Source organism: Epibacterium sp. ABZ3_068 (assembly GCF_056159265.1).
Genome location: NZ_JBSWUV010000001.1, coordinates 1,190,489 through 1,214,324, shown reverse-complemented (window position 1 = coordinate 1,214,324; position 23,836 = coordinate 1,190,489). Strand labels below are relative to the sequence as shown.

Below are 23,836 nucleotides of genomic sequence, written 5' to 3'. Positions count from 1 at the left end.
CGGTTTGAAAACTGTTCTTGTTACAGGCGGTGCGGGCTATATTGGTTCGCATGCCTGTAAAGCACTGAAAGCCGCAGGCTATACACCGGTTACCTATGATAACCTCGTAACCGGCTGGCAGGACGCGGTGAAATTTGGCCCCTTCGAACAAGGTGATCTGACAGACCGCGCCAGGCTGGATGACGTTTTTGCCAAGCACAAACCGATTGCGGTCATGCATTTTGCAGCGCTGAGCCAAGTTGGTGAAGCGATGTCGCAGCCCGGAAAATATTGGGCGAACAATGTTGGCGGATCTCTTAACCTGATTGAGGCAGCCGTCGCCGCCAACTGTCTGGATTTTGTCTTCTCCTCTACCTGTGCAACCTATGGTGAACACGATAATGTGGTATTGGATGAGAACACGCCACAGCACCCTTTGAATGCCTATGGAGCAAGCAAACGGGCGGTTGAGGATATCCTGAAGGATTTTGAGGCGGCCTATGGCCTGCGGTCCGTGATCTTCCGATACTTCAATGTTGCTGGTGCCGACCCCGAAGCAGAGGTAGGTGAATTCCATCAACCCGAGACGCATCTGATCCCGCTTATGATCCAGGCGATCAAAGGCGAGCGCGACGCGTTGACTGTGTTTGGCACCGACTACGACACACCTGATGGAACATGCATTCGCGACTATGTTCATGTCTGCGACTTGGTAAATGCGCATGTTCTTGGCCTGAAATGGCTGGAAGACGGAAAAGGCAGCCAGATCTTTAATCTGGGTACCGGGTCTGGGTTCTCAGTTATGGAAGTAATTGAACACTCGCGAAGCGTGACCAATCAGGAAGTGCCACATAATATCGGGGCGCGTCGGGCTGGTGACTGCACCAAGCTGGTGTCTGGCTCTACCCGTGCAATCAAGGATCTTGGCTGGGAGCCTACGCGCTCAACTCTGAATGAGATGATTGCGGACGCTTGGCGCTGGCATCAAAGCGGTCACTACGACAAATAATGGTTGGGTCTGGGTCTGACCTATCTATGCCGCGTGTCTCTTGGCGCGCGGCTTATCGTTTGCGGTTAAAACGAAAACGCCTTTTGTGGCGTGCGTTTCGGGCGCGGCGCCAATTGCATCCTGTGATGGTCCGACGCACTGGCTTTCGGCCAGATGAAATTGTCTTGGTCTCGGTCTCGCGAAACGAGGCGTCGCGCCTCCCCTTCTTTTTGGAATATTATCGTCAGCTTGGCGTTTCTCATTTCATGATGGTGGATAATGCGAGCACCGACGGCAGCGACAAGTTCCTGTCAGAGCAGCGCGATGTTTCTTTGTGGCATACGCCGGACAGTTATCGCGCCTCTCGCTTTGGGTTAGATTGGACTACGTGGTTACAACGGGTATTTTGTCACCAGCGTTGGTGTTTGACAGTTGATGTTGACGAATTGTTGGTTTTCGACGGTTCTGACCGAATGGGATTGCTGCAATTGGCCAATACCCTTGATCGGCGCGGTATAGCCGGGCTGGGCGCTATGATGCTGGACCTCTACCCAAAGGGGCCTTTGTCTGAATGTTTGTATCAACCGGGCCAATCCCCGCTGGATGTGCTGAGATGGTTTGATCCAGCCCCGTATCGTGCAGTGCGTCAGGGGCCTTTGGGAAATCTTTGGCTTCAGGGTGGCGCCCGAGAACGCGCTTTTTTTGCCGCCTGTCCTGAACGCTCTCCGACTTTGAACAAGATTCCTTTGATCAAATGGGATCGGTCGTATGTCTATGTGAATTCCACCCATTCCGTTCTGCCGCGCGGTTTGAATGGGCTATATTCAGGGCCGGGGGAGAGGATGCCGTCGGGAGTTCTTCTGCACACCAAATTTTTGCCTGAAGTCGTTTCCAAGTCGGAAACGGAAAAACAGCGGCAGCAGCACTTTCATACGCCTGAAGCCTTCGACCACTATTATGAAAAGATCATGGCGTCGCCTGACCTTTGGCACGAGGGCGCGAAACTTTATGAAGGGACTGAGCAATTGATTGAGCTGGGTATGATGTCGAAAATCGACTGGTAGAGTGTGAGCAACAGACAAATTTCGCCAAATTGTAACTCTTTCTAAATCCATTGAAACTCATGCTTTACCCATGACATATTGGCGAACAGCACGGGCCTTGGTCGTATTTGATTTGCGATAGCGGTTTTTAGGCCCCGTTTTGCAAAAGTGGACGGATCATTGGGGCTTTGGGATTCTTATCGCATGCGGTTGCGGCGCAAACGTCGGATTGTTCGCGCCGTTCGGAAGTCCCGTGAGCTTTCGTGCTTTCAAGACAATACAAAACGTATTCGCGCCGGTGACATTCTTCTTGTTTGCACAATGCGGAATGAACAAATCCGGCTGCCTTACTTCCTTCAGTATTACCGAAATCTAGGCGTTAACCATTTCCTATTTGTCGACAATGGATCGAGTGATGGAACGTCCAGCTACCTCAATGGTATGGAAGATGTTTCGGTTTGGCAAACTGACGCCAGCTATAAACGTGCGACCTATGGCGTTGACTGGATGAACTATCTCAAACGGCGGTATGCGCATGGTCATTGGGTTTTGGTTGCGGATCCAGATGAATTTTTTGTCTATCCTTTCTGCGACACGCGCCCGTTGCGAGCCCTGACGGATTGGCTGGATGAGTCCTCGATCAGAAGCTTTTCTGCGATGCTTCTTGATGTTTACCCTAAGGGTGCAATTGGTGCAGAACCCTATGAGGCTGGACAGGACCCACTGGAAATTTGCCATTGGTTTGACAGCGGAAATTACTCCGTAAAGCGCAACCATACCTATGGAAACCTGTGGATCCAGGGCGGAGTTCGGTCTCGTGTCTTCTTTGGAGATAAACCCAAGAAAGCGCCGGCGTTAAACAAAATCCCGTTGGTGAAATGGGATCGTAAGTATGCCTATGTCAGCTCCACTCATATGTTGCTTCCACGCGGTTTGAACCAGGTCTACGAAACGGATGGCGGGGAAAAAGCGAGCGGAATTCTTCTTCATACAAAGTTCTTGGATACGTTTACCGCGAAAACGCGAGAGGAGATGGCGCGAGGTCAACATTTTGCAAGCTCTGCTGAATATGAAGCCTATGCCAAGGAAATCGAGCAGCACCCGGAGCTGTGGTGCAAATGGAGTGAGAAATACATCAACTGGAGACAGCTGGAAATCCTTGGCCTGATGTCCAAAGGGAACTGGGCATGAGCTCGGTTGGTATTATCATGATGGTGCACACTGCGCTGGGACGCGCAGCGCAGGTGGCACGCCATTGGGCAAATGCGGGATGCCCTGTTGTGGTTCATGTCGACACTAAAGTGTCTAATGAAGAGTTCGCAAACTTGTCAGCCTCGCTGAAGTCAGTACCTTTGGTTAGTTTTTCCAAACGTCACCGTTGCGAATGGGGGACCTGGGGTATCGTCTCCGGATCTCAGGCTGCGGCGGAACAGATGCTGCGTACGCATCCAGATGTGAACCATGTGTTTCTTACTTCGGGATCGTGTTTGCCGTTGCGCCCGGTTTGTGAGCTATTGGAATACCTTGAGGAACGCAGCGATACGGATTTCATCGAGAGCGCAACAACATCTGATGTTCCTTGGATTGTCGGAGGGCTAAGTGTCGAGCGTTTTACGCTGCGATTTCCGTTTTCCTGGAAGCGGCATCGCTCCCTTTTCGATGGCTATGTATCGTTGCAGCGCAAGCTACGGGTAAAGCGCCGAATCCCTGATGGGCTTGTTCCGCATATGGGCAGTCAATGGTGGTGTTTGACGCGCAAGACTTTGTCGGCCATTTTGAATGACCCGGACCGGTCGATCTATGATCAGTATTTTAAGCGCGTGTGGATCCCGGATGAAAGTTACTATCAGACCCTGGTCAGGCTGCATTCGTCCAACATTGAAAGCCGCTCACTAACTCTTTCCAAGTTCGACTATCAGGGTAAACCTCATATATTCTATGATGATCACCTGCATTTGTTGCGCCGTTCGGATTGTTTTGTCGCCAGAAAGATCTGGCCGCATGCCGAGCGCTTGTATCAGAACTTTCTGACTCCTCCGGCGGGATCTACGAGCCGGACAGAACCCAACCCGCGCAAGATTGACCGCATTTTCTCCAAAGCTGTTGAGCGTCGCACACGCGGTCGCGCCGGGCTTTATATGCAAAGCCGCTTGCCGCGGCATGGTGAAGAAAATGGTGTGACGTCGGGGGAGTATTCTGTCTTTCAGGGGTTCTCGGAGCTTTTTGTCGATTTCGAAACATGGTTGACCAAAACAACTCAGACACGCGTACATGGCCACCTTTTTGCGCCAGATCGTGCAGAGTTTGTAGACGGGCAGATCTGCTACAATGGCGCCCTCAGCGGGAATGCAAAGCTGCGGGATTACGACCCCGAACGTTTTCTGACGAACTTTATTTGGAACACACGTGGTGAACGGCAGTGTTTTCAACTGGGGCCAATGGATTCGCAAGGGGCCGTAAAATTGATGGCTCGCGATACCAATGCTCAGATTTCTGTCATCTCGGGTGCCTGGGCCGTTAATCTGTTCAAGTCCGGCAAGGGGTTTGATGAGTTGCGCAAAGAGGCGGCGAAACTACAGAGGATCGAGGCGCATCAGCTTAAGGTTCTGCGGTCGAAGTGGGTTAAAGCCCGTGTTCGAATTTGGTCCATGTCAGAATTCATTGAATCACCTATGGAATCCCTTCAGTTGATTGTGGATGAAATCACCAAAGGCAAACATCTCCATTTGACCGAAGCTCCGCAGATGGTTGATCTGGCGGGGTTTGGGCAATTTTTGCAAAACCTGAAGAACCAAGGTATGCACCCGTATCTGATGGGTGATTTTCCACTGGAGCCGACGCAGATTCAGGCGCCTTCGCTGCCTAAGAAACCATATTTGGTACGCTGACTATGCTCTCTACCTTCGATTATTTTGTCATATTTGCCGAGATGCGGACCGGTTCCAATTTTCTGGAAAGCAATCTGAACGCGTTGAAATCAGTCAGTTGTTTCGGTGAGGCATTCAATCCGCATTTCATTGGCTACCCAAACAAAGACGAGCTTTTGGGTATGTCGCAAGAGACGCGAGATGACAATCCGGGAGATCTGTTACAGCGCGTTCGCAATTTTGAAGGCTTTGGCGGGTTTCGCTATTTTCACGACCACGATCCGCGTGTTCTTGGCCAGATTCTGGACGACCCAAGGTGTGCCAAGATCATTTTGACGCGAAATCCACTCGATAGCTATGTCTCCCTGAAGATTGCAAAGGAAACGGGACAGTGGAAGCTGACCAATGTTAAGCGGCGCAAAGAGGCTTTGGTCCGATTTGATCGAAGTGAATTCAATGCGCACTTAGCAGAGTTGCAGAAGTTTCAATTGCAACTGACGCAAGGCCTGCAATCACGTGGTCAGACGCCGTTTTTTATCGCCTATGAGGACCTTCAGAGTCTGGATGTCATGAATGGTCTGGCGCAGTGGTTGGGGCTTGAAGCAAGGCTCGAGGCTCTTGATGACCGACTAAAGCGTCAAAACCCGGCGCCTGCGATTTCCAAAGTTTCCAACCCGGATGAAATGGCACAATTCTTGGCTGAGATTGACACGTTCAACCTGTCGCGGACACCCTGTTTTGAGCCCCGTCGCGGCCCCAATGTGCGCAGCTACGTTGCTGCTGCCCAAAGCGCCCTCTTGTATTTACCAATCCAGGCAGGGCCAGTAAGTGCGGTGTGCCAATGGATGGCTGCTTTGGATAGGGCACCATCGGACGCATTGAAGTTGATAGATGGTCAGAAGCAGCTGCGCGAATGGATGAACCAACACACCGGCCATCGTAGCTTCACGGTTTTACGGCATCCTCTTGCGCGCGCTCATGCCGCATTTGTCGAAGTTGCATTGGACGGTGACACGAAATTTTCAAAGAACCTGCGTCAACAGTTACAAAGGCAGTTTCAGGTTGCGCTTCCAAAGCAGAAGGAAGATCGCGACACACACAGGGCCGCATTTTCTGGCTTTTTGGATTTCCTGAAGCGCAATCTTGCTGGTCAAACTCCACTTCGCGTTGATGCGCGCTGGGCAAGCCAGTCCCAGGTGATTTCCGGGTTTGAGGAGTTCTGCGCTCCGGATTTTCTATTGCGTGAGGAAGAGCTGGCGCAGGATTTGCCTTTTCTGGCTCGAAAGATCGGCATTCAAAACGCTCCAGACTACGTCATGGCCCCTAACAAAAGTGCATGGCAGCTGGGTGATATTTATGATGCTGCGCTGGAGAAAAAAGCGCGTACCGTTTATCGCCGCGATTACATGCTGTTTGGCTTTGGGGACTGGAGCGCCGCAACCTAACCGGAAGATCTGGGACTGTGTGTGGATCAGGCTGCCTGGACGGATTGGTTTTCCGTCAGGATTGTGAACAATGTATTGGGGTCCGGATTCGCACGCAGCTTGGTGCAGTAGTTTTGTTCGCGCAGGGTGCGTGACACCAACGCCAGCGCCTTGAGGTGCTCGACACCCGCACTCTCAGGAGCAAACAAAGCAAAAACAATATCCACGGGTTGGCGGTCGACTGCGCCAAAATCAAGGGGCTTTTCCAACACAAGGAAAACACCAACCACTGCGTCCAGCCCATCCAGACGCGCGTGAGGCAATGCAACACCGTGCCCAACACCTGTGGGGCCAAGGCTTTCGCGTTCCAGCAAAGCCTCGACCGTTCTTTCAGCGGGCAAGCCATAGATGCTTTGCGCTATTTCAGCGATTTCCTGAAAAAGACGCTTCTTGCTTGAGGCCGCGCCGATAACACGTACTGCCTCTTGCTTGAGGATCTTGGAAATTTGCATCTGCTTGCTCCGCTCGGGTGCCTACTTTGGCCCGTAAGCCGTGTTTACGGGTCGATCCAGCCGATGTTGCCGTCTTCGCGGCGGTATACAACGTTCAGACCGTCTTTGCTTTCGTTCCGGAATATCAACACTGGCGATCCAGCAAGTTCCATTTGCATCACCGCTTCACCTACAGACAAAGACGGGATCTTGGTCTCCATTTCAGCGACGATGATTGGTTGCAATGTCTCCGGCTCGGACTCTTGGTCGGTCGTTTCCGAGGCCAAGATATAGGACGCGGCACCAGAAAGTTCAACCGGTTCGCTCCGGTCGCGGTGATGGTCCTTCAGCCGCCGCTTGTAGCGTCTCAGCTGCTTTTCCATTTTCTCGTTACAACCGTCAAAAGCTGCATAAATTTCAGTGGCATGCGCTTTTGCTTGAGCGGTCAGTCCAGTAGACAAGTGGACCGTAGCCTCGCAGACATATTCATGCGCGGAACGCGAAAAAACCACAGTCGCATCCGTAGGTCGTTCAGCATATTTGGCAACAACTTCACCAAGCTCAGACTGCACGTGAAACTGCAGAGCTTCGCCGATGTCGATCTGTTTTCCGCTGATTTTGTAACGCATGGGATCTCCTTGCTCTTTGCTCATCTGATTGACCCGGCTGCGACAGCAACCAGGAAATAAGGGTCAAAATCAGATAGGTGTATAAGGCAGGATGCGAGATTGCAGGCGTTCAGGCCTTGAAATCAAGGATGTACGAGTTGCTGCAAAGGACTGCATCTGTGCCATGAAACAATTCGATGACAAAGGCGGGGGAGAGTCAATGGTAAACCTAAAATTGGTCTAACCTTGGCGGCGTTCTTACGAGTCGCTGCGTCGATTTCTCGAAGCATTTGCGATTTAGGATATGCGGAAACTATCACCGAGATAGACGCGGCGTACGTTTTCGTTCTCCACAACTTCTTCTGGACTGCCGGACATAAGGACTTGTCCGTCATGGAGAATATAAGCGCGATCAACGATTTCCAGAGTCTCACGTACGTTGTGGTCGGTTATCAGAACGCCAATTCCGCGTTTCTTTAGGTCGGAGACCAGGTGCCGGATGTCACCCACGCTGATTGGATCCACACCTGCAAAGGGTTCATCCAGGAGAAGATACTTTGGATTCGCGGCCAGGCAGCGCGCAATTTCCACCCGCCGGCGTTCACCACCGGAAAGCGCGAGTGCAGGAGCGCGTCTTAGGTGTTCAATGGAGAAATCCGACAGAAGTTCTTCCAGACGTTCGCGCCGTTTGTGCGAGTGCTTTTCGGAAATATCCAAGACTGCCATGATGTTGTCTTCAACGGAGAGTCCGCGAAAGATCGACATTTCCTGCGGCAGGTACCCAATACCCAAGCGCGCACGGCGATACATCGGCAGGGATGTTACAGCTTGCCCATCAATGGAAACTGTCCCGGCCTCTGGAAAGACCAGACCCGCAATGGAGTAAAAGGTTGTGGTCTTCCCGGAACCATTCGGGCCGAGCAGGGCGACGACCTCGCCGCGGTTCAGTGACAGGGTGACGTCACGAATAACCACACGGTTCTTGTAGGACTTTCGCAGCTTTTCGATGCGCAATCCCGACGAGCCGTCGGTGACTGTTAATTGCGGGCGGGTCATCAGTTACCGTTTGGATTCAGGATTGTTTTTACGCGACCGGCCATTTCCGCCGTGCCGCTGGTGAGGTTGACCACCATGCGATTGGAGGTCAGAACCGCATCACCTTGGGTTAACAGAACGTTGCCGGTCAAGACGATGGTGCCGGAGTCAATATTGTATTCTGCCGCATCTGCTTCTGCGGCGTCTGGTCCATTGACCAGAATGACTTGGCCAGATGCGTTCAGACTTTTTATGCCCGTCTTCTTCTGGTCGTCGCCTGTTTTGTAAGTCACATGGACGACGTCAGCCGAAAGGCGCATGACGCCCTGAATGATGATGACATCGCCTGTAAAACGTGCTGATCCGTCGGTTTGATTAACTTCGAGGTTCTCTGCGGACACTTCAACCGGAGCGTTTGGGTCGGTTTTGACGTTGCCAAATGCAATTGCTCCCTGCGCCGCTACAAGCGCCGGCAAGAGGATAGCCGATACGGCAAAAAGAAATGTGCGCAGGAACATATGTCGTTATCTTTCCGAAATCTCTGGTTCATATAGCAATTTCACACCGTTTTTGAACAGTATAAGAACCGACTCCCCTTTAGATTCTGTTTTTATGTGCATCGCACCAGCGGATAAATGTCCCAAAGGGCTTGTTGCTTTTACGTTTTCGGGCGCTTCTGCGCTGATTTCGTTCAGGTGCGCATCCAGCCGCTTTGTTTCAACCCGCAAACCGTCATCGGTTTCTATGACGACCTGACCGGTGAATTCAGCGACGTCCATATTGGCGCTCAGGCTGCCTGTCTGAGAGTGCAGGGTGATCAAGCCTCCGCGTATGGGGCGCATGGTCGCTGACATTTCCGCTGCGGTTGCCTTGCCACCGGATCCGTCGAACCGGGCGCTCTCTGCGCTTACAAGGATTTCGTCACCTCTGGTGGTGCTGCCTGCAAAAAACGGGCCGGTGACCTGCTGGCCGCGCATGCGGTCTTCGATCTCTTTTTGTGCGAAGGGAATGGCGGCATCCTGTTCTGTGCCGCGCGAAATCAGAAAAACAGTGGACAGCAGCACGAGCGCGGCAAGTGGCAGAACCACTTTTAGAAATGCGATCATGCGAGAGTAACGGTCCATTTCGGTCACACGAATTTAGGAATGGGAAAAGATATCAGTGTCCGGCCACCCGGCCAAATCCAGTTTGGCACGTGTTGGAAGGAAGTCGAAACAGGCTTTTGCTATTTCCGTCCGTCCTTCGCGGGCTAACCTCTGGTTCAGCTCAACCCGCAATTTGTGCAGGTGTAAAACATCGGATGCAGCGTATTCCAGTTGAGCTTTCGTCAGATTTGGTGCCCCCCAATCGCTCATCTGTTGCTGCTTGGAAATATCTAGGCCCAAAAGATCCTGTGTCAGGTTCTTGAGGCCATGCCGGTCCGTGTAGGTGCGCACCAGGCGGCTGGCTATCTTTGTGCAATACACGGGCTCTGCCAATGCGCCAAAGGTATTGAAAAGCGCCGCAATATCAAAGCGTCCGTAGTGAAAGAGCTTGAGGATTTCTGTGTTCTCAAGGAGCGCGGTCAGATTAGGGGGCTTTGATTGGCCAGGGGTGACCTGAACAATATGAGCCGATCCGTCGCCAGCAGACAGTTGCACCACGCACAGACGATCCCGGTGTGGGTTCAATCCCATGGTTTCGCAATCAATTGCGACCACGTTTCCAAGGTCCAGACCATCAGGGAGGTCGTTCTTGTATAGGTGATTTGCCAACGGACTGCCTCTGTCTGGGTGGTGGCTGCGCCAATGCGAATCGACATAGGCGCTTTGCCTCGCGAACTCAACCGATGCGTAGCAGTCCTTGGTTTTGGAATTCTTTTAAAGGGGAAGTGGTGCCCAGAAGAGGACTCGAACCTCCACGTCCATACGGACACTAGCACCTGAAGCTAGCGCGTCTACCAATTCCGCCATCTGGGCATGATGTCGTGAGGAGGGCGTATAAGGTGAGTCTTAATGTGCTGCAAGCGTAAATTCACGACAGAGGTGAATTTTCTGAGTTTTCAGAAGGTTCAGTAAAAACAAATACTTACACGTCCATGCGCGCGGGTATGCTGTTTGTTTAATTTGCTGGTGTAATATGGTGCCCAGAAGAGGACTCGAACCTCCACGTCCATACGGACACTAGCACCTGAAGCTAGCGCGTCTACCAATTCCGCCATCTGGGCACAGATGTCGTGAAGCGGGCGTATAAGGGTAGTCGGGGGTGGCGTCAAACGGATTCTTGACGTTTTTGCAAAATAGTCTGTCTGGCGATGTGATCTGTTGTTCAACAGCATTACGCTGAATTGACATCAATCGAATTCGTTTTGCGCCTTGTTCCAAAACCTCGGGGACGATAAATCAGGTCCATAGCTACAACTGGGAGCCAACAGATGTCCAAACTGGTCACGATCTATGGTGGATCCGGCTTTGTGGGGCGCTACATTGCGCGGCGCATGGCCAAAGAAGGCTGGCGTGTGCGCGTTGCCGTGCGTCGTCCAAATGAAGCGATGTATGTGAAACCATACGGTGTGCCAGGTCAGGTGGAGCCGGTTCTGTGCAACATTCGCGACGATGCATCGGTTGCGGCCGTGATGGAAGGTGCGGATGCCGTTGTGAACTGTGTGGGTGTTTTGAACGGCCTGGGCAAAAACACGTTTGAGGCAACACATGCCGATGGCGCTGCGCGCGTTGCACGTATCTCTGCCGAATTGGGTGTTGAAACTTTCGTTCATGTCTCTGCTATTGGTGCAAACGCAACCAGCCGCAGCGAATATGCCCGCACGAAGGCGGCAGGTGAAGCTGCGGTTCTGTCTCATCGATCAGATGCAGTGATTTTGCGCCCGTCTGTGATTTTTGGCACCGAGGACCAGTTCTTTAACCGATTTGCAGGCATGGCGCGTATGGCGCCCATCTTGCCCATTGCGGGCGGTGGGACCAAATTCCAGCCTGTTTATGTGGATGATGTTGCAAAGGCAGCGGTCCAGGGTGTCCTGGGTCGGGCCGAAGCGGGTATCTATGAGCTTGGCGGTCCAGAAGTGAAGACATTCCGCGGTCTGATGCAGCAGATGCTGGAGGTTATTCACCGTCGTGCGATTATCGTATCGCTGCCGGGTTTTGCTGCTGGCTTGATGGCTTTTGGGTTTGATCTGATGCAGAAGGTCTCGTGCCAGTTGATCGAGAATAAGATGCTTACTGCCGATCAGGTTCGGAACCTAAAGGTCGACAATGTGGTTTCTGACGATGCCAAAGGCTTTGCTGATCTGGGCATCGAGCCTGTCTCTCTGGCGTCAGTGCTGCCTGATTACCTTTGGAAGTTCCGCCCGTCCGGTCAGTATGATGAAATGGTCGGCTCAGCCCGTAACCTGCGCGGCGACATCTGAGTTTTATTTCCGATCGTCGGAGATATAGAAGGCGCCAATTAGGCGCCTTTTTTTATTGTTCAAGCGCTGTAGGCTATGACCAGAAGAACAATGCCTAGGATCACGCGGTAAATCACATAGGGCGTGAAACTCACGCTGCGCAGAAGTCGCATCATGAGGGTCAGTGCTAAAAGTGCTGAGGCAAAAGCAAGTCCAGCTGCGATAGCTGCGTCTTTCATGATTGCGGGATTTGCGTCTACCGCCATTTCGGCTCCCAGCAAGATGCCCGAAGCCATGATCGTCGGGATGGACATCAGCATTGCGATACGGGCGCCTTCTTCCCGCGTATAGCCGAGCTGACGTGCGCCGGTAATGGTAATACCTGATCGAGAAGTCCCCGGGATCAATGCAAGCATTTGCCACAGGCCCATAACGATCGCATCCTTGGTTCCCCAGTCACCTATTTCTTTGCGAGCTGGGCTCCATTGATCTGCGACGTATAAAACGATGCCAAAGCCCAACATGGTCCAGCCGATCACGGTTATGGAGCGCAGGGCATCGCTGAGGCCGGTGAAGTGCAAAAAGGCACCAAAGAGAACGGTAGGAATTGTCGCAATAATCAGGCCAAGCGCAAGTCTGGCGCCTCTGGTATCTGTTTTGCCCCGCGCCAAAGGTATGAGTCCAGCCAGCCCGTCGCGCACATCGCTCCAGAAATAGAGAACGACGGCAAAGAGCGTGCCCACGTGAACGGCGACGTCGATCAACTGACCTTGGTCCTCCATCCCTGTGAGTTCCGGCAGGAGAATCAGGTGGCCAGAGGATGAGATCGGCAGAAATTCGGTAAGGCCTTGGATAACGGCAACAATAAAGAGGTGGAACAAAGACATATTGGGGCCTGTGTATTGTGGGCAATAAGTGTCGTGTAAGCTGTCTATAAGTCGTTGGTGTGAAAAGAAAGTCCGACAATTAGTTCCGATTCGGACCTAAAAGTTCTGTACATCCGCTCATTTCAAGGTATGACCAAAGAAACGGCAGGCCGTAAAGGTCAGTATGGTTTACCAATAACCGCTACGCTCCGACACATCCGGTGTCGAGGCTAGCCAAAAATGGAGTTCTTAGCTGTGGCCAAGCAACCTATGCTCAAATTCGTGCACATTGACCGCGATATGCCCGAAAAGAGAACCGCTGAAGAACGCAAAGGTGATTTTGACGAGATCTATGCGGAATTCGCCGCTGCTAAAGCTGGTGAGCAGGCGAGCCGTTGCAGTCAATGTGGTGTTCCTTATTGCCAGTCGCATTGCCCTTTGCACAATAACATCCCGGATTGGTTGCGCCTGACCGCCACCGGCCGTCTGGAAGAGGCCTATGCCACCAGCCAATCCACCAATACGTTTCCAGAGATCTGCGGTCGTATTTGCCCGCAGGACCGCCTGTGTGAAGGCAACTGCGTCATAGAGCAATCCGGGCATGGCACAGTAACCATTGGCGCGGTTGAGAAATACATTACCGATACCGCGTGGGAAAAAGGCTGGGTGAAACCAGCAGCACCTCTGGCGGAACGTTCCGAAACCGTTGGCATCATCGGCGCTGGGCCCGGTGGTTTGGCTGCCGCAGACATGCTGCGCAAGGCGGGTGTCCAGGTAACCGTTTATGACCGCTACGACCGCGCAGGGGGGTTGCTGACCTACGGTATTCCGGGCTTCAAGCTGGAAAAAGATGTGGTGATGCGCCGCAATAAGCTGCTGGAAGACGGTGGCGTGACCTTCGTCCTCAACTGTAATGTCGGGGTGGACATCACATTTGAAGAGATCCGTGCCAAACACGACGCAGTGATCATTGCGACGGGTGTTTACAAGTCCCGCGATCTGGCCATGCCGGGTTCGGGTGCAACCGGTATCGTAAAGGCGATCGACTTTTTGACCGTGTCCAACAAAGCTTCCAACTTTGGCGACAGTATCCCTGAGTTCGAAGACGGTACGTTGAATGCGGAAGGCAAGAAAGTTGTTGTCATCGGCGGCGGCGATACTGCGATGGACTGTGTGCGGACTTCGATCCGCCAGGGTGCGACTTCGGTTAAATGCCTGTATCGTCGCGATAAGGCAAATATGCCAGGCTCACTGCGCGAAGTGCAAAACGCAGAAGAAGAAGGTGTGATCTTTGAATGGCTGTCCGCGCCCAAAGGGTTCACTGACAGCGCCGGCAAAGTTTCGGGCGTTATGGTTCAACGCATGCGCCTGGGTCAGCCCGATGCATCCGGCCGTCAAGCTCCCGAGGTGATCGAAGGCGCGGACTTCGTTGAAGAGGCCGACCTGGTTATCAAAGCACTGGGTTTTGAGCCAGAAGAGCTGCAAACATTGTGGAACCAGCCCGAACTGCCCGTCACGCGATGGGGCACGGTAAAGGCCGAGTTCCTGACGGGCGCGACCGAAATGGATGGCGTTTATGCCGTGGGCGACATCGTGCGCGGTGCCTCATTGGTTGTATGGGCGATCAAGGATGGGCGCGATTGTGCCAATGCGATCCTTGAGCGTTTCAACGCAGCAGCTTCTGTCGCAGCCGAGTAATCCATCTAACTCAAATCCCAAAAGCGGCCTGAGCGCCCCCGAAATGGGCGAGGCGCCGCCGCCTTAGAGAGGAATGAAGACATGACCAAATATGATGCAGAATGGGTCCGTGCAGAGGAAGCCAAGCGCAAGTGGATGGCTGAAAACGGTCTCTACTCCGAGGAAGAAGAGCATTCGTCCTGCGGCGTGGGCCTTGTTGTCTCTATCGACGGCAAAAAGAGCCGCAAGGTTGTCGAAGCCGGTATCGAAGCGCTGAAGGCGATCTGGCACCGTGGCGCCGTAGACGCCGATGGCATGACCGGTGATGGCGCGGGTATCCACGTGCAGATCCCGGAGCAGTTCTTTTATGACCAGATTGAACGCACCGGCCACCAGCCGCGCAAGGGCGAACAGGTTGCTGTTGGCCAAGTGTTCCTACCGCGTACTGACTTTGGTGCGCAGGAAACCTGCCGCACTATTGTCGAAAGCGAAGTGCTGCGCATGGGCTACTACATCTATGGTTGGCGCCACGTCCCGGTGGATGTCTCCTGCCTTGGCGAAAAAGCCAATGCGACCCGACCGGAAATCGAACAGATCCTGATTTCGAATTCAAAAGGTGTCGATGAAGAGACCTTTGAACGTGAACTGTATGTAATCCGTCGTCGTATCGAGAAGGCAGCTGCCGCAGCACAGGTTGGTGCGCTCTATATTGCGTCTCTGTCCTGCCGCTCGATTATCTACAAGGGCATGATGCTGGCCGAGCAGGTTGCAGTCTTCTACCCGGACCTGATGGATGAGCGCTTTGAATCGGCCTTTGCGCTGTATCACCAGCGTTACTCCACCAACACTTTCCCTCAGTGGTGGCTTGCACAGCCGTTCCGCATGTTGGCGCACAACGGCGAGATCAATACGCTCAAAGGCAACCTGAACTGGATGAAGAGCCACGAGATCCGTATGGCGTCCGCGTCCTTTGGGGATCATGCTGAAGATATCAAGCCGATTGTTGCCTCTGGCTCATCGGACTCTGCTGCGTTGGATTCGGTGTTTGAGGTTCTGGTACGGGCCGGCCGCTCGGCTCCGATGGCAAAAACCATGCTGGTTCCCGAAAGCTGGTCCAAACAGGCGCTGGAGTTGCCGCAAGCCTGGCGTGACATGTATTCCTACTGCAACTCCGTTATGGAACCCTGGGACGGCCCGGCGGCCTTGGCGATGACTGACGGTCGGTGGGTCTGTGCGGGGCTTGATCGGAATGGTCTGCGTCCGATGCGTTATGTGGTGACAGGCGATGGTCTGGTGATCGCCGGTTCTGAGACCGGTATGGTGTCAATCGACGAGGCCAACGTGGTCGAAAAAGGCGCGCTGGGTCCTGGGCAGATGTTGGCCGTGGATATGAAAAAGGGCAAGCTGTTCCACGACACCGCGATCAAGAACAAGCTGGCGCGCGCGCTGCCCTTTGGCGAATGGGTTGAAAAGATCAACGATGTCGATGCGTCTCTGGCAGAAGTGACAGAACAACCGCTGTTCCAAGGGGAAGAGCTGCGCCGCCGTCAAGTGGCCGCTGGCTATACAATCGAAGAACTGGAACAGATTCTGTCTCCGATGGCGGAAGACGGCAAGGAATCGCTGGCCTCGATGGGGGATGACACCCCGTCTGCCGTTCTGTCGAAGATGTACCGTCCGCTCAGCCATTTCTTCCGCCAGAACTTTAGCCAGGTGACCAACCCGCCGATCGACTCTTTGCGCGAATATCGTGTTATGTCGTTGAAAACCCGGTTTGGTAATCTGAAGAACGTTCTGGACGAAGACAGCTCACAGACCGAAATCATCGTGCTGGAGAGTCCTTTTGTCGGTAATGCGCAATGGTCAAAGCTGGTTGAGCAGTTCAACGCACCGCTGGTTGAGATCGACTGTACGTTTGAAGCCGGAAAGGGAACCCTGAGCCTTGGGCTTGCGCGCATTCGTTCCGAGGTCGAAGACGCTGTGCGTTCTGGCGCTGGACATATTTTGTTGACCGACCAGTATTCTGGCGAAGACAAAATTGCGATGCCCATGATCCTCGCGACGTCTGCTGTGCACTCGCATCTGACTCGTAAGGGGTTGCGCACCTTCTGTTCGCTGAACGTGCGGTCTGCCGAATGTATTGACCCGCATTATTTCGCGGTTCTGATTGGCTGTGGTGCGACCGTTGTGAATGCCTATCTTGCCGAAGATTCTCTGGCGGACCGGATTGATCGCGGCCTTCTGGATGGTTCGTTGACCGAGAACGTTGCCCGTTACCGCGAAGCGATTGACCAAGGTCTGCTAAAGATCATGGCCAAAATGGGTATCTCGGTGATCTCATCCTATCGCGGTGGTCTGAACTTCGAGGCGGTCGGCCTCAGCCGTGCAATGGTTGCTGAATATTTCCCGGGCATGACCTCGCGTATCTCTGGCATTGGGACCAATGGTATTCAGGTCAAGGCAGAGGAAATCCACGCCAAAGGCTGGAACACTGCTGAAGGTATTCTGCCAATCGGTGGGTTCTACAAAGCGCGCAAGTCCGGCGAGACCCATGCGTGGGAAGCAACTTCCATGCACATGATGCAAATGGCCTGTAACAAGGCATCATTTGAGCTGTGGAAGCAGTATTCGGCGAAGATGCAGGCGAACCCTCCGATCCACCTGCGGGATCTTCTGAACATCAAGCCGCTGGGTGAGCCGATTGCGATTGAAGAAGTTGAATCGATCACTTCGATCCGCAAACGCTTTGTCACTCCGGGTATGTCGTTGGGGGCTTTGTCGCCCGAGGCGCACAAGACCCTGAACGTGGCGATGAACCGGATTGGTGCCAAGTCCGACTCGGGCGAGGGGGGCGAAGATCCGGCACATTTCCATCCTGAGCCAAACGGAGACAACCCGTCGGCCAAGATCAAACAGGTTGCATCGGGTCGCTTTGGTGTGACTGCGGAGTATCTGAACCAGTGTGAAGAGCTGGAGATCAAGGTTGCTCAGGGTGCAAAACCCGGTGAGGGCGGCCAATTGCCCGGAATGAAGGTGACCGACCTGATTGCTCGTCTGCGCCATTCTACCAAGGGTGTGACGCTGATCTCACCACCTCCGCACCATGATATCTACTCGATCGAGGATCTGGCTCAGCTGATCTATGACCTGAAACAGATCAACCCGCGCTGTAAGGTAACCGTGAAACTGGTAGCATCTTCGGGTGTTGGCACAATTGCTGCGGGCGTGGCCAAGGCCAAGGCGGACGTCATCCTGATCTCGGGTCACAACGGCGGCACCGGGGCATCTCCGGCGACCTCTATCAAATACGCGGGTCTGCCTTGGGAAATGGGTCTGACCGAGGCGCATCAGGTTCTGGCGATGAATAACCTGCGCGACCGTGTCACTCTGCGGACAGACGGGGGCCTGCGCACTGGGCGTGACATTGTCATGGCTGCGATGATGGGCGCCGAGGAATACGGCATTGGAACCGCAGCGCTGATCGCTATGGGCTGCATCATGGTTCGTCAGTGTCAGTCGAACACGTGCCCGGTTGGCGTCTGTACACAGGATGAAGCACTGCGTGGCAAGTTTACCGGTAACGCCGACAAAGTGGTGAACCTCATCACCTTCTATGCCCAGGAAGTGCGGGAAATCCTTGCTTCCATCGGCGCGCGCTCCTTGGACGACGTGATTGGTCGTGCGGATCTGCTGGCGCAGGTCTCGCGTGGCTCAGCGCATCTGGATGATTTGGACCTCAATCCAATGCTGATCACCGTCGATGGAGCGCACAATATTGTGTACAACCGCGACAAGGAACGGAACGCGGTTCCGGATACTTTGGATGCTGAAATCGTCCGGGATGCCGCGCGCTTCCTCAAAGAAGGCGAGAAAATGCAGCTTTCCTATGCGGTTCAGAACACGCACCGGACCGTTGGCACCCGAACCTCCAGCCATATTGTTCAGAATTTTGGTATGCGAAACACACTGCAGCCGGATCATCTGACAGTCAAACTGCAAGGATCTGCCGGTCAGTCCCTTGGTGCCTTTGCTGCGCCAGGTCTGAAATTGGAAGTGTCCGGTGATGCAAACGACTATGTTGGCAAGGGCCTTTCGGGCGGCATTATCACTGTGCGCCCGCCACAAGTTAGCCCTTTGACGGCAAGTAAGAATACAATTGTCGGAAACACTGTGCTGTATGGTGCGACAGACGGGTATCTTTTTGCTGCGGGCCGTGCGGGTGAACGTTTTGCCGTACGGAACTCTGGCGCAAAGGTCGTGGTCGAAGGCTGCGGATCCAACGGTTGTGAATATATGACCGGCGGTGTTGCAGTGATCCTTGGGTCAATTGGTGCCAACTTTGGTGCAGGTATGACCGGAGGTATGGCTTACCTCTATGATCCGGATGCGCAGGCGGAAGCGCTGATGAACATGGAATCACTGGTCGTTACCCAAGTTACGGTGGCGCATTGGGAAGCAGAGCTGAAAGATTTGCTCGAACAGCATTTGAAGGAAACTGGAAGCCGAAAAGCAGCAGAAATTTTGCAAAACTGGGACAATGAAAAATTTAACTTCCTCCAGGTTTGCCCCAAAGAGATGCTGAACAAACTGCCGCATCCTCTGTCGCTTGAGGATGAGGTGATCCCGGCCGAGTAATAGAATTTGACGAATCCCCAACTGGACCCGCAGGCGGAACACCTGCGGGTTATTTTTTATGTGGAAACACCTCTTGGTGCTGGTCGGTTGACTGATTTATAGAGAGGCATGGCAGTTCGGGCACAAAGTAAGAAATCATCTTCGAAACGGAAATCCGGGAATTCAAAGTTCCGGCCGATCTCTTGGCTGCGACGTTGGATTTTCCGCGTTTTGCTTGGCGGTTTTGTGACGGCATTGCTGCTTGTGCTTCTGTTTTCAGTGGTCAACCCACCTATAACCCACACGATCTGGTCCGAAAAACGCAGATTGGGAGATGTTGATCGTGAATGGGTACCGATTGAACATATAAGCCCTGTTTTGGTGCGTTCAGTCGTGGCGGCTGAGGACGCAAATTATTGCCTGCATTGGGGGTTCGACCTTGTTGCAATCCAGTCCGCTTTGCAGGACGGGGGACGTCGCGGCGGGTCCAGCCTCTCGCAACAAGTGGTGAAAAACGTATTTCTGTGGCAGGAGCGCAGCTGGTTTCGAAAGGCCTTGGAGACTTTGTTGACGCCAATGGTCGAAGCGATCTGGTCCAAACGCAGAATTCTGGAAGTGTATCTGAATGTTGCTGAAACGGATGAGGGCGTTTTTGGTGTCGAAGCAGGCGCGCGGAGGTATTTTGGCAAAGGTCCGGATGAGCTGTCAGCACGGGAGGCTGCCTTATTGGCCGCCGTGCTTCCCAATCCCAAAAGGCGTTCAGCAGCCCGCCCGACGCAGGGACTAAGAAAACGCGCGGACCGGATCGCCGACGGTGCAGCCACGATCCGCGCGGATGGACGATCTGCGTGTTTCGAGGATTGAATCTTTTGCGCGTATTGGGCATCTGTGTGAAAGTTCTCACACCGCATTTTCAGGAGTTTGCTTAGGTGGCTCGCCTTTATCACGTTCCGCTTTCCCCGTTCTGCCGCAAGGTCCGTTTGTCGCTGGCTGAAAAGAAAATCGAAGTTGAGCTGATAGAAGAGCGCTACTGGGAGCAGGATCCTGATTTTCTGCGCCGCAATCCCGCCGGCAAAGTTCCTGTGCTGCGTCTGGATGGAAAAATCCTAACTGAAAGTGCGGCAATCTGTGAATATATCGAGGAAACGCGGCCAGAACCTTCGCTGATGCCTGCAGATGCAGATACGCGTTCAGAAGTTCGTCGGCTTGTTGGTTGGTTTGATGACAAGTTTCACAACGAAGTAACGTCGAAGCTGCTTTATGAACGGGTGAACAAGAAAGTCACTGGCGAGGGCTATCCCGACAGTAAAAATGTCAAGGCAGGCGCCAAAGCGATAAAATATCACTTGGACTACATGACGTGGTTGCTGGATCATCGCCGGTGGTTGGCCGGGGACAAGATGACCTTGGCAGATTTCGCTGCGGCCGCACATCTGTCATCGCTCGACTATATCTCAGATGTGGATTGGAACCGATCTGCGGTGGTGAAGGATTGGTATGCCAAGATCAAGTCCCGTCCAGCTTTCCGTTCCATTCTTGCGGACCAAATCCCGGGTTTCCGACCTCCGGCTCATTACGCGGATCTTGATTTCTGATAGGGTTCTAATCAGCGCTGGGTGCCATGTGGTCCTGCAATGATGTAAATCCGAGAGTGCTTTTAGAAAAAGATGAACGATTTGGCAGATCTGAAGGCCCGATTGGCGGCGCAGGCTGAGGCCGAGGGGTTTGTCTCCTGTCGGATTTGTCGCCCTTGGGATGTCCCCGAAGTGGCGGACAGGCTTGAACAGTTTCTGGCAGAGGGTTTTCACGGTCAGATGGGGTGGATGGCTGAACGCCAGCATTGGCGGGGCGACCCGGCGCAGCTTTGGCCAGAGGCGCGTTCGGTGATCATGTTGGCAGAAAGCTATACACCAGAAGAGAACCCGATGGACGCGGTGGCCCGGACGGACTGCGGCGCAGTCTCTGTCTATGCGCGTAACAAGGACTATCATGATCTTGTCAAAAAACGCCTCAAACGCTTGGCACGCTGGTTGATCGCTGAAACCGCTGACGACACACAGGTGAAGGTCTTTGTCGATACTGCTCCGGTTCCTGAAAAACCGCTGGCGCAGGCGGCAGGTCTTGGGTGGCAGGGGAAACACACGAATCTTGTCAGTCGGAATTTTGGCAATTGGGTCTTTTTAGGCTCTGTTTTTACGACGCTGGAGCTGCCGGTTGATGCGCGTGAGCGGGACCATTGTGGATCGTGTCAGTCTTGCCTGATGGCCTGTCCTACGGACGCATTTCCTGCGCCCTATCAGTTGGATGCGCGACGATGCATATCCTATCTGACGATTGAGCATAAAGGCCCTGTAGATGTGGACCTGCGTCCGCTCTTGGGCAATCGGATCTATGGCTGTGACGATTGTCTTGCAGCTTGCCCGTGGAATAAGTTTGCAGTTGAGGCAAGTGATATTCGTTACGCTGCACGTGATGACCTGCGAGCGCCGCCGTTGGCAGAATTGGCACAGCTGGATGACGCGGCCTTTCGCAGTCTCTTTTCCGGATCACCAATAAAACGGATCGGGCGCGACCGCTTTGTTCGTAACGTGCTTTATGCCATTGGAAATAGCGGCAGCCCGGATTTGCGATCTGTGGCCCAAAACCTGTGTAATGACCCGGACCCGACTGTAGCCGAGGCCGCGCAGTGGGCTGTTTCGCAACTTGGATAAGATTTCTTTGCATTGCAGGTTACGCATATTCTGCCATTTGGTTCGTAAGAACATTTTGACCAGGGGATAAAGGGCATGGCTCTTGCATTGGGCGTCGATACCGGCGGCACTTTCACAGACGCGGTTTTGATCCGGGATGAAAAGGACATCATCGCATCTGCAAAAGCCCTGACAACCCGGCAGGATTTGGCAATTGGTATTGGCAATGCCGTTACAGAAGTTCTTCGGCTTTCAGGCGTAAACCCATCTGATATTGCCTTGGCTTCTTTATCGACAACGCTTGCCACAAATGCGCTGGTCGAAGGTCAGGGGGGGCGGGTTGCACTTATTTACATAGGATTTAATGACACTGACCTAGAGCGGCACGGTCTGAACGAAGCCTTGGCCGGCGATCCGGTCATGGTGTTGCAGGGTGGTCATACCCATAGTGGATCCGAAGCACAGCCATTGGATTTGGACGCCCTTCAAACCTTTGTAGAAGAACACCGGGAAACGGTAACTGGGTTTGCTGTCGTAGGTGTTTTTTCAACCCGTAACCCGTCTCATGAACAGCAGGCCGCACAAAAAATACAAGATCTGACAGGCCTGCCCGTCAGCTGTTCTTATCAGCTGTCTGCGAAGCTCAACGGGCCCAAACGGGCGGTAACGGCCGTATTGAATGCACGCCTTATCGGGATGATTGATGCATTGATTGGCCGCGCCCAAGAAACACTGTCCAGCATCGGTATCTCGGTGCCGATGATGGTTGTGCGTGGTGACGGTGCGTTGATGAGCTGCGAAGAGGCACGCAAGCGACCCATCGAAACCATCCTGAGCGGCCCTGCTGCTTCAATCGTTGGTGCGCGTTGGTTGACGGGCGTTGAGACCGCTTTGGTCAGTGACATAGGTGGAACCACAACAGACGTGGCGTTAATCAGGGATGGAAAGCCACAGCTTGATCCAAATGGCGCCCGTGTTGGTGCGCATCGCACGATGGTTGAGGCCGTCGCGATGCGCACCACAGGGTTGGGAGGTGATAGCCAAGTTCACGTGGTCTCAAATGGACTAAAAGGCGGCGTGACGCTTGGCCCGCGTCGTGTTCTTCCGGTTTCCCTGATTGCCTTTGACGCGCCCGATATCGTCCACTCGGCTTTAGATGCGGCATTAAACGCGCCAGTTGTGTCCGAGCAGGCGGGCCAGTTTCTTCGTAGGCTTCAGTCAACGCATCCAGCCGGGTTGGCCGACCGAGATAGAATGTTGCTGGACCGTATTTCGGACCGGGTATGGCCGCTGTCAGATTTGTTGCGCACGCGTATGGATCACGCGGCACTGAAACGGCTGTGGGATCGTGGCCTGGTGCAAGTCGCAAGTGTGACCCCAACAGATGCATGCCATGTTCTTGGTCTGCACAATGCCTGGGATGCTGATGCGTCAGAAAAAGCGCTGCTGTTGTTGTCCCGACGCCGGGTCGGATCAGGAGAAACCGTGGCACGAAATGCCGCTGAAGTGGCTAAGATGATTTTGGACCAGATGACAGATCAGACCGTTTCTGCGCTGTTAGAGACTATTTTTTTAGAAGAGCCTGAGTTTGACGGCGCGACGGATGAGCTTGTTCGGCACCCGTTGATGATGCGTGCTCTGGCGGGGCATAAGGGGCTCATTTCCTTGGATGCTGCGCTGAACGTGGATGTCATTGGGCTTGGTGCGTCTGCTTCAACCTACTACCCCGCTGTGGGCAAACGGTTGAATGGGGCGGTCCTCTTGCCGGAACATGGGGATGTTGCCAACGCAATTGGGGCAGTCGTCGGGAGAATCTCTGAGCGGGTTCAGGGGAGTATCACAGCGCCCGCCGAAGGTGTTTTTCGAGTCCACTCAGATGAGGGGCCGAAAGACCATGCTTCACTCCAGTCGGCACAAGATGCTCTTGAAGATGCTCTGAAGAATATCGTCCTCAAGCGAGCCGAACTGGCTGGGGCAGGTGACATCGGTCTGTCGATCTCGCGGGATATTCGCACTGTACGGGTCGAATCACGTGACGTGTTTGTGGAAGCGCAAATTACGGTTGAAGCGTCAGGGCGGCCACGTATTACAGAATAACAGGCGAAGGGCCGCCTTGGGCTTATTCTGTTGAAAAACTCTTCTTGTTTGGTGCTGGATTGACTGGTTCAATTC

19 protein-coding genes and 2 tRNA genes are annotated in these 23,836 nt (G+C 53.6%); 12 read left to right on the top strand and 9 right to left on the bottom strand.

Annotated elements, in window-relative coordinates; translation table 11 throughout:
- Positions 1 to 4 precede the first annotated feature (4 nt).
- From galE to ACXAEW_RS05685, 5 genes are all read left to right on the top strand, one after another.
- Positions 5 to 988, top strand: coding sequence for a UDP-glucose 4-epimerase GalE (gene galE / locus ACXAEW_RS05705; protein ID WP_474940407.1), 984 nt, complete (start codon positions 5 to 7; stop codon positions 986 to 988).
- Between the two features lie 125 nt (positions 989 to 1,113).
- Positions 1,114 to 2,031 carry a glycosyltransferase family 2 protein gene (locus ACXAEW_RS05700; protein WP_474940406.1) on the top strand — a complete coding sequence of 306 codons (918 nt, stop codon included), beginning with the start codon at positions 1,114 to 1,116 and terminating at the stop codon, positions 2,029 to 2,031.
- Between the two features lie 183 nt (positions 2,032 to 2,214).
- Positions 2,215 to 3,201, top strand: coding sequence for a glycosyltransferase family 2 protein (locus tag ACXAEW_RS05695; RefSeq protein WP_474940405.1), 987 nt, complete (start codon positions 2,215 to 2,217; stop codon positions 3,199 to 3,201).
- Positions 3,198 to 4,898, top strand: a complete 1,701-nt coding sequence (locus tag ACXAEW_RS05690) for a DUF5927 domain-containing protein (protein WP_474940404.1) — start codon at positions 3,198 to 3,200, stop codon at positions 4,896 to 4,898. The genes ACXAEW_RS05695 and ACXAEW_RS05690 overlap by 4 nt, the downstream gene beginning before the upstream one ends.
- A 2-nt stretch (positions 4,899 to 4,900) precedes the next feature.
- Positions 4,901 to 6,322 carry a sulfotransferase family 2 domain-containing protein gene (locus ACXAEW_RS05685; protein ID WP_474940403.1) on the top strand — a complete coding sequence of 474 codons (1,422 nt, stop codon included), beginning with the start codon at positions 4,901 to 4,903 and terminating at the stop codon, positions 6,320 to 6,322.
- Positions 6,323 to 6,348: 26 nt separating this feature from the next.
- Here the strand turns inward: ACXAEW_RS05685 and ACXAEW_RS05680 are convergent, their stop codons facing one another.
- The 8 genes from ACXAEW_RS05680 to ACXAEW_RS05645 form a co-directional block, all read right to left on the bottom strand.
- Positions 6,349 to 6,813, bottom strand: coding sequence for a PTS sugar transporter subunit IIA (locus ACXAEW_RS05680; protein ID WP_474940402.1), 465 nt, complete (start codon positions 6,811 to 6,813; stop codon positions 6,349 to 6,351).
- A gap of 44 nt (positions 6,814 to 6,857) precedes the next feature.
- Entirely contained in the window at positions 6,858 to 7,421 is a 564-nt protein-coding gene (gene hpf, locus ACXAEW_RS05675; RefSeq protein WP_474940401.1) for a ribosome hibernation-promoting factor, HPF/YfiA family, read from the bottom strand.
- Between the two features lie 276 nt (positions 7,422 to 7,697).
- A complete protein-coding gene (gene lptB / locus ACXAEW_RS05670; protein ID WP_474940400.1) occupies positions 7,698 to 8,456 on the bottom strand; it encodes an LPS export ABC transporter ATP-binding protein in 759 nt (252 codons plus the stop codon).
- Complete coding sequence (locus ACXAEW_RS05665; protein WP_474940399.1) at positions 8,456 to 8,953, bottom strand: LptA/OstA family protein; 498 nt, start codon at positions 8,951 to 8,953, stop codon at positions 8,456 to 8,458. The genes lptB and ACXAEW_RS05665 overlap by 1 nt, the downstream gene beginning before the upstream one ends.
- A 6-nt stretch (positions 8,954 to 8,959) precedes the next feature.
- A complete protein-coding gene (locus ACXAEW_RS05660; RefSeq protein ID WP_474940398.1) occupies positions 8,960 to 9,559 on the bottom strand; it encodes a hypothetical protein in 600 nt (199 codons plus the stop codon).
- A gap of 15 nt (positions 9,560 to 9,574) precedes the next feature.
- A complete protein-coding gene (locus tag ACXAEW_RS05655; RefSeq protein ID WP_474940397.1) occupies positions 9,575 to 10,189 on the bottom strand; it encodes a ribonuclease D in 615 nt (204 codons plus the stop codon).
- Positions 10,190 to 10,306: 117 nt separating this feature from the next.
- Positions 10,307 to 10,393: transfer RNA gene (locus ACXAEW_RS05650), tRNA-Leu, on the bottom strand.
- Between the two features lie 161 nt (positions 10,394 to 10,554).
- Positions 10,555 to 10,641: transfer RNA gene (locus ACXAEW_RS05645), tRNA-Leu, on the bottom strand.
- A 207-nt stretch (positions 10,642 to 10,848) separates the two neighbouring features.
- On the opposite strand from ACXAEW_RS05645, the gene ACXAEW_RS05640 reads away from it, so the two are divergent.
- Positions 10,849 to 11,838 carry a complex I NDUFA9 subunit family protein gene (locus ACXAEW_RS05640; protein WP_474940396.1) on the top strand — a complete coding sequence of 330 codons (990 nt, stop codon included), beginning with the start codon at positions 10,849 to 10,851 and terminating at the stop codon, positions 11,836 to 11,838.
- Positions 11,839 to 11,897: 59 nt separating this feature from the next.
- On the opposite strand, the gene ACXAEW_RS05635 is transcribed toward ACXAEW_RS05640, so the two are convergent.
- Entirely contained in the window at positions 11,898 to 12,704 is an 807-nt protein-coding gene (locus ACXAEW_RS05635) for an undecaprenyl-diphosphate phosphatase (RefSeq protein ID WP_474940395.1), read from the bottom strand.
- A 234-nt stretch (positions 12,705 to 12,938) separates the two neighbouring features.
- Here ACXAEW_RS05635 and ACXAEW_RS05630 point away from each other — a divergent pair, with 234 nt between their 5' ends.
- The 6 genes from ACXAEW_RS05630 to ACXAEW_RS05605 all read left to right on the top strand — a co-directional run bounded on the left by ACXAEW_RS05630 (position 12,939) and on the right by ACXAEW_RS05605 (position 23,761).
- Entirely contained in the window at positions 12,939 to 14,381 is a 1,443-nt protein-coding gene (locus ACXAEW_RS05630) for an NAD(P)-dependent oxidoreductase (protein WP_474940394.1), read from the top strand.
- 81 nt (positions 14,382 to 14,462) lie between these two features.
- Positions 14,463 to 18,995 carry a glutamate synthase large subunit gene (gene gltB, locus ACXAEW_RS05625; RefSeq protein ID WP_474940393.1) on the top strand — a complete coding sequence of 1,511 codons (4,533 nt, stop codon included), beginning with the start codon at positions 14,463 to 14,465 and terminating at the stop codon, positions 18,993 to 18,995.
- Positions 18,996 to 19,103: 108 nt separating this feature from the next.
- Positions 19,104 to 19,838, top strand: a complete 735-nt coding sequence (gene mtgA, locus ACXAEW_RS05620; protein ID WP_474940392.1) for a monofunctional biosynthetic peptidoglycan transglycosylase — start codon at positions 19,104 to 19,106, stop codon at positions 19,836 to 19,838.
- 65 nt (positions 19,839 to 19,903) lie between these two features.
- The gene (fzlA, locus tag ACXAEW_RS05615; protein WP_474940391.1) at positions 19,904 to 20,569 is read left to right on the top strand and encodes an FtsZ-binding protein FzlA; all 666 of its coding nucleotides are present in this window, start codon (positions 19,904 to 19,906) and stop codon (positions 20,567 to 20,569) included.
- Positions 20,570 to 20,641: 72 nt separating this feature from the next.
- A complete protein-coding gene (gene queG / locus ACXAEW_RS05610; protein WP_474940390.1) occupies positions 20,642 to 21,685 on the top strand; it encodes a tRNA epoxyqueuosine(34) reductase QueG in 1,044 nt (347 codons plus the stop codon).
- Positions 21,686 to 21,760: 75 nt separating this feature from the next.
- The gene (locus ACXAEW_RS05605; protein WP_474940389.1) at positions 21,761 to 23,761 is read left to right on the top strand and encodes a hydantoinase/oxoprolinase N-terminal domain-containing protein; all 2,001 of its coding nucleotides are present in this window, start codon (positions 21,761 to 21,763) and stop codon (positions 23,759 to 23,761) included.
- Positions 23,762 to 23,836 lie beyond the last annotated feature (75 nt).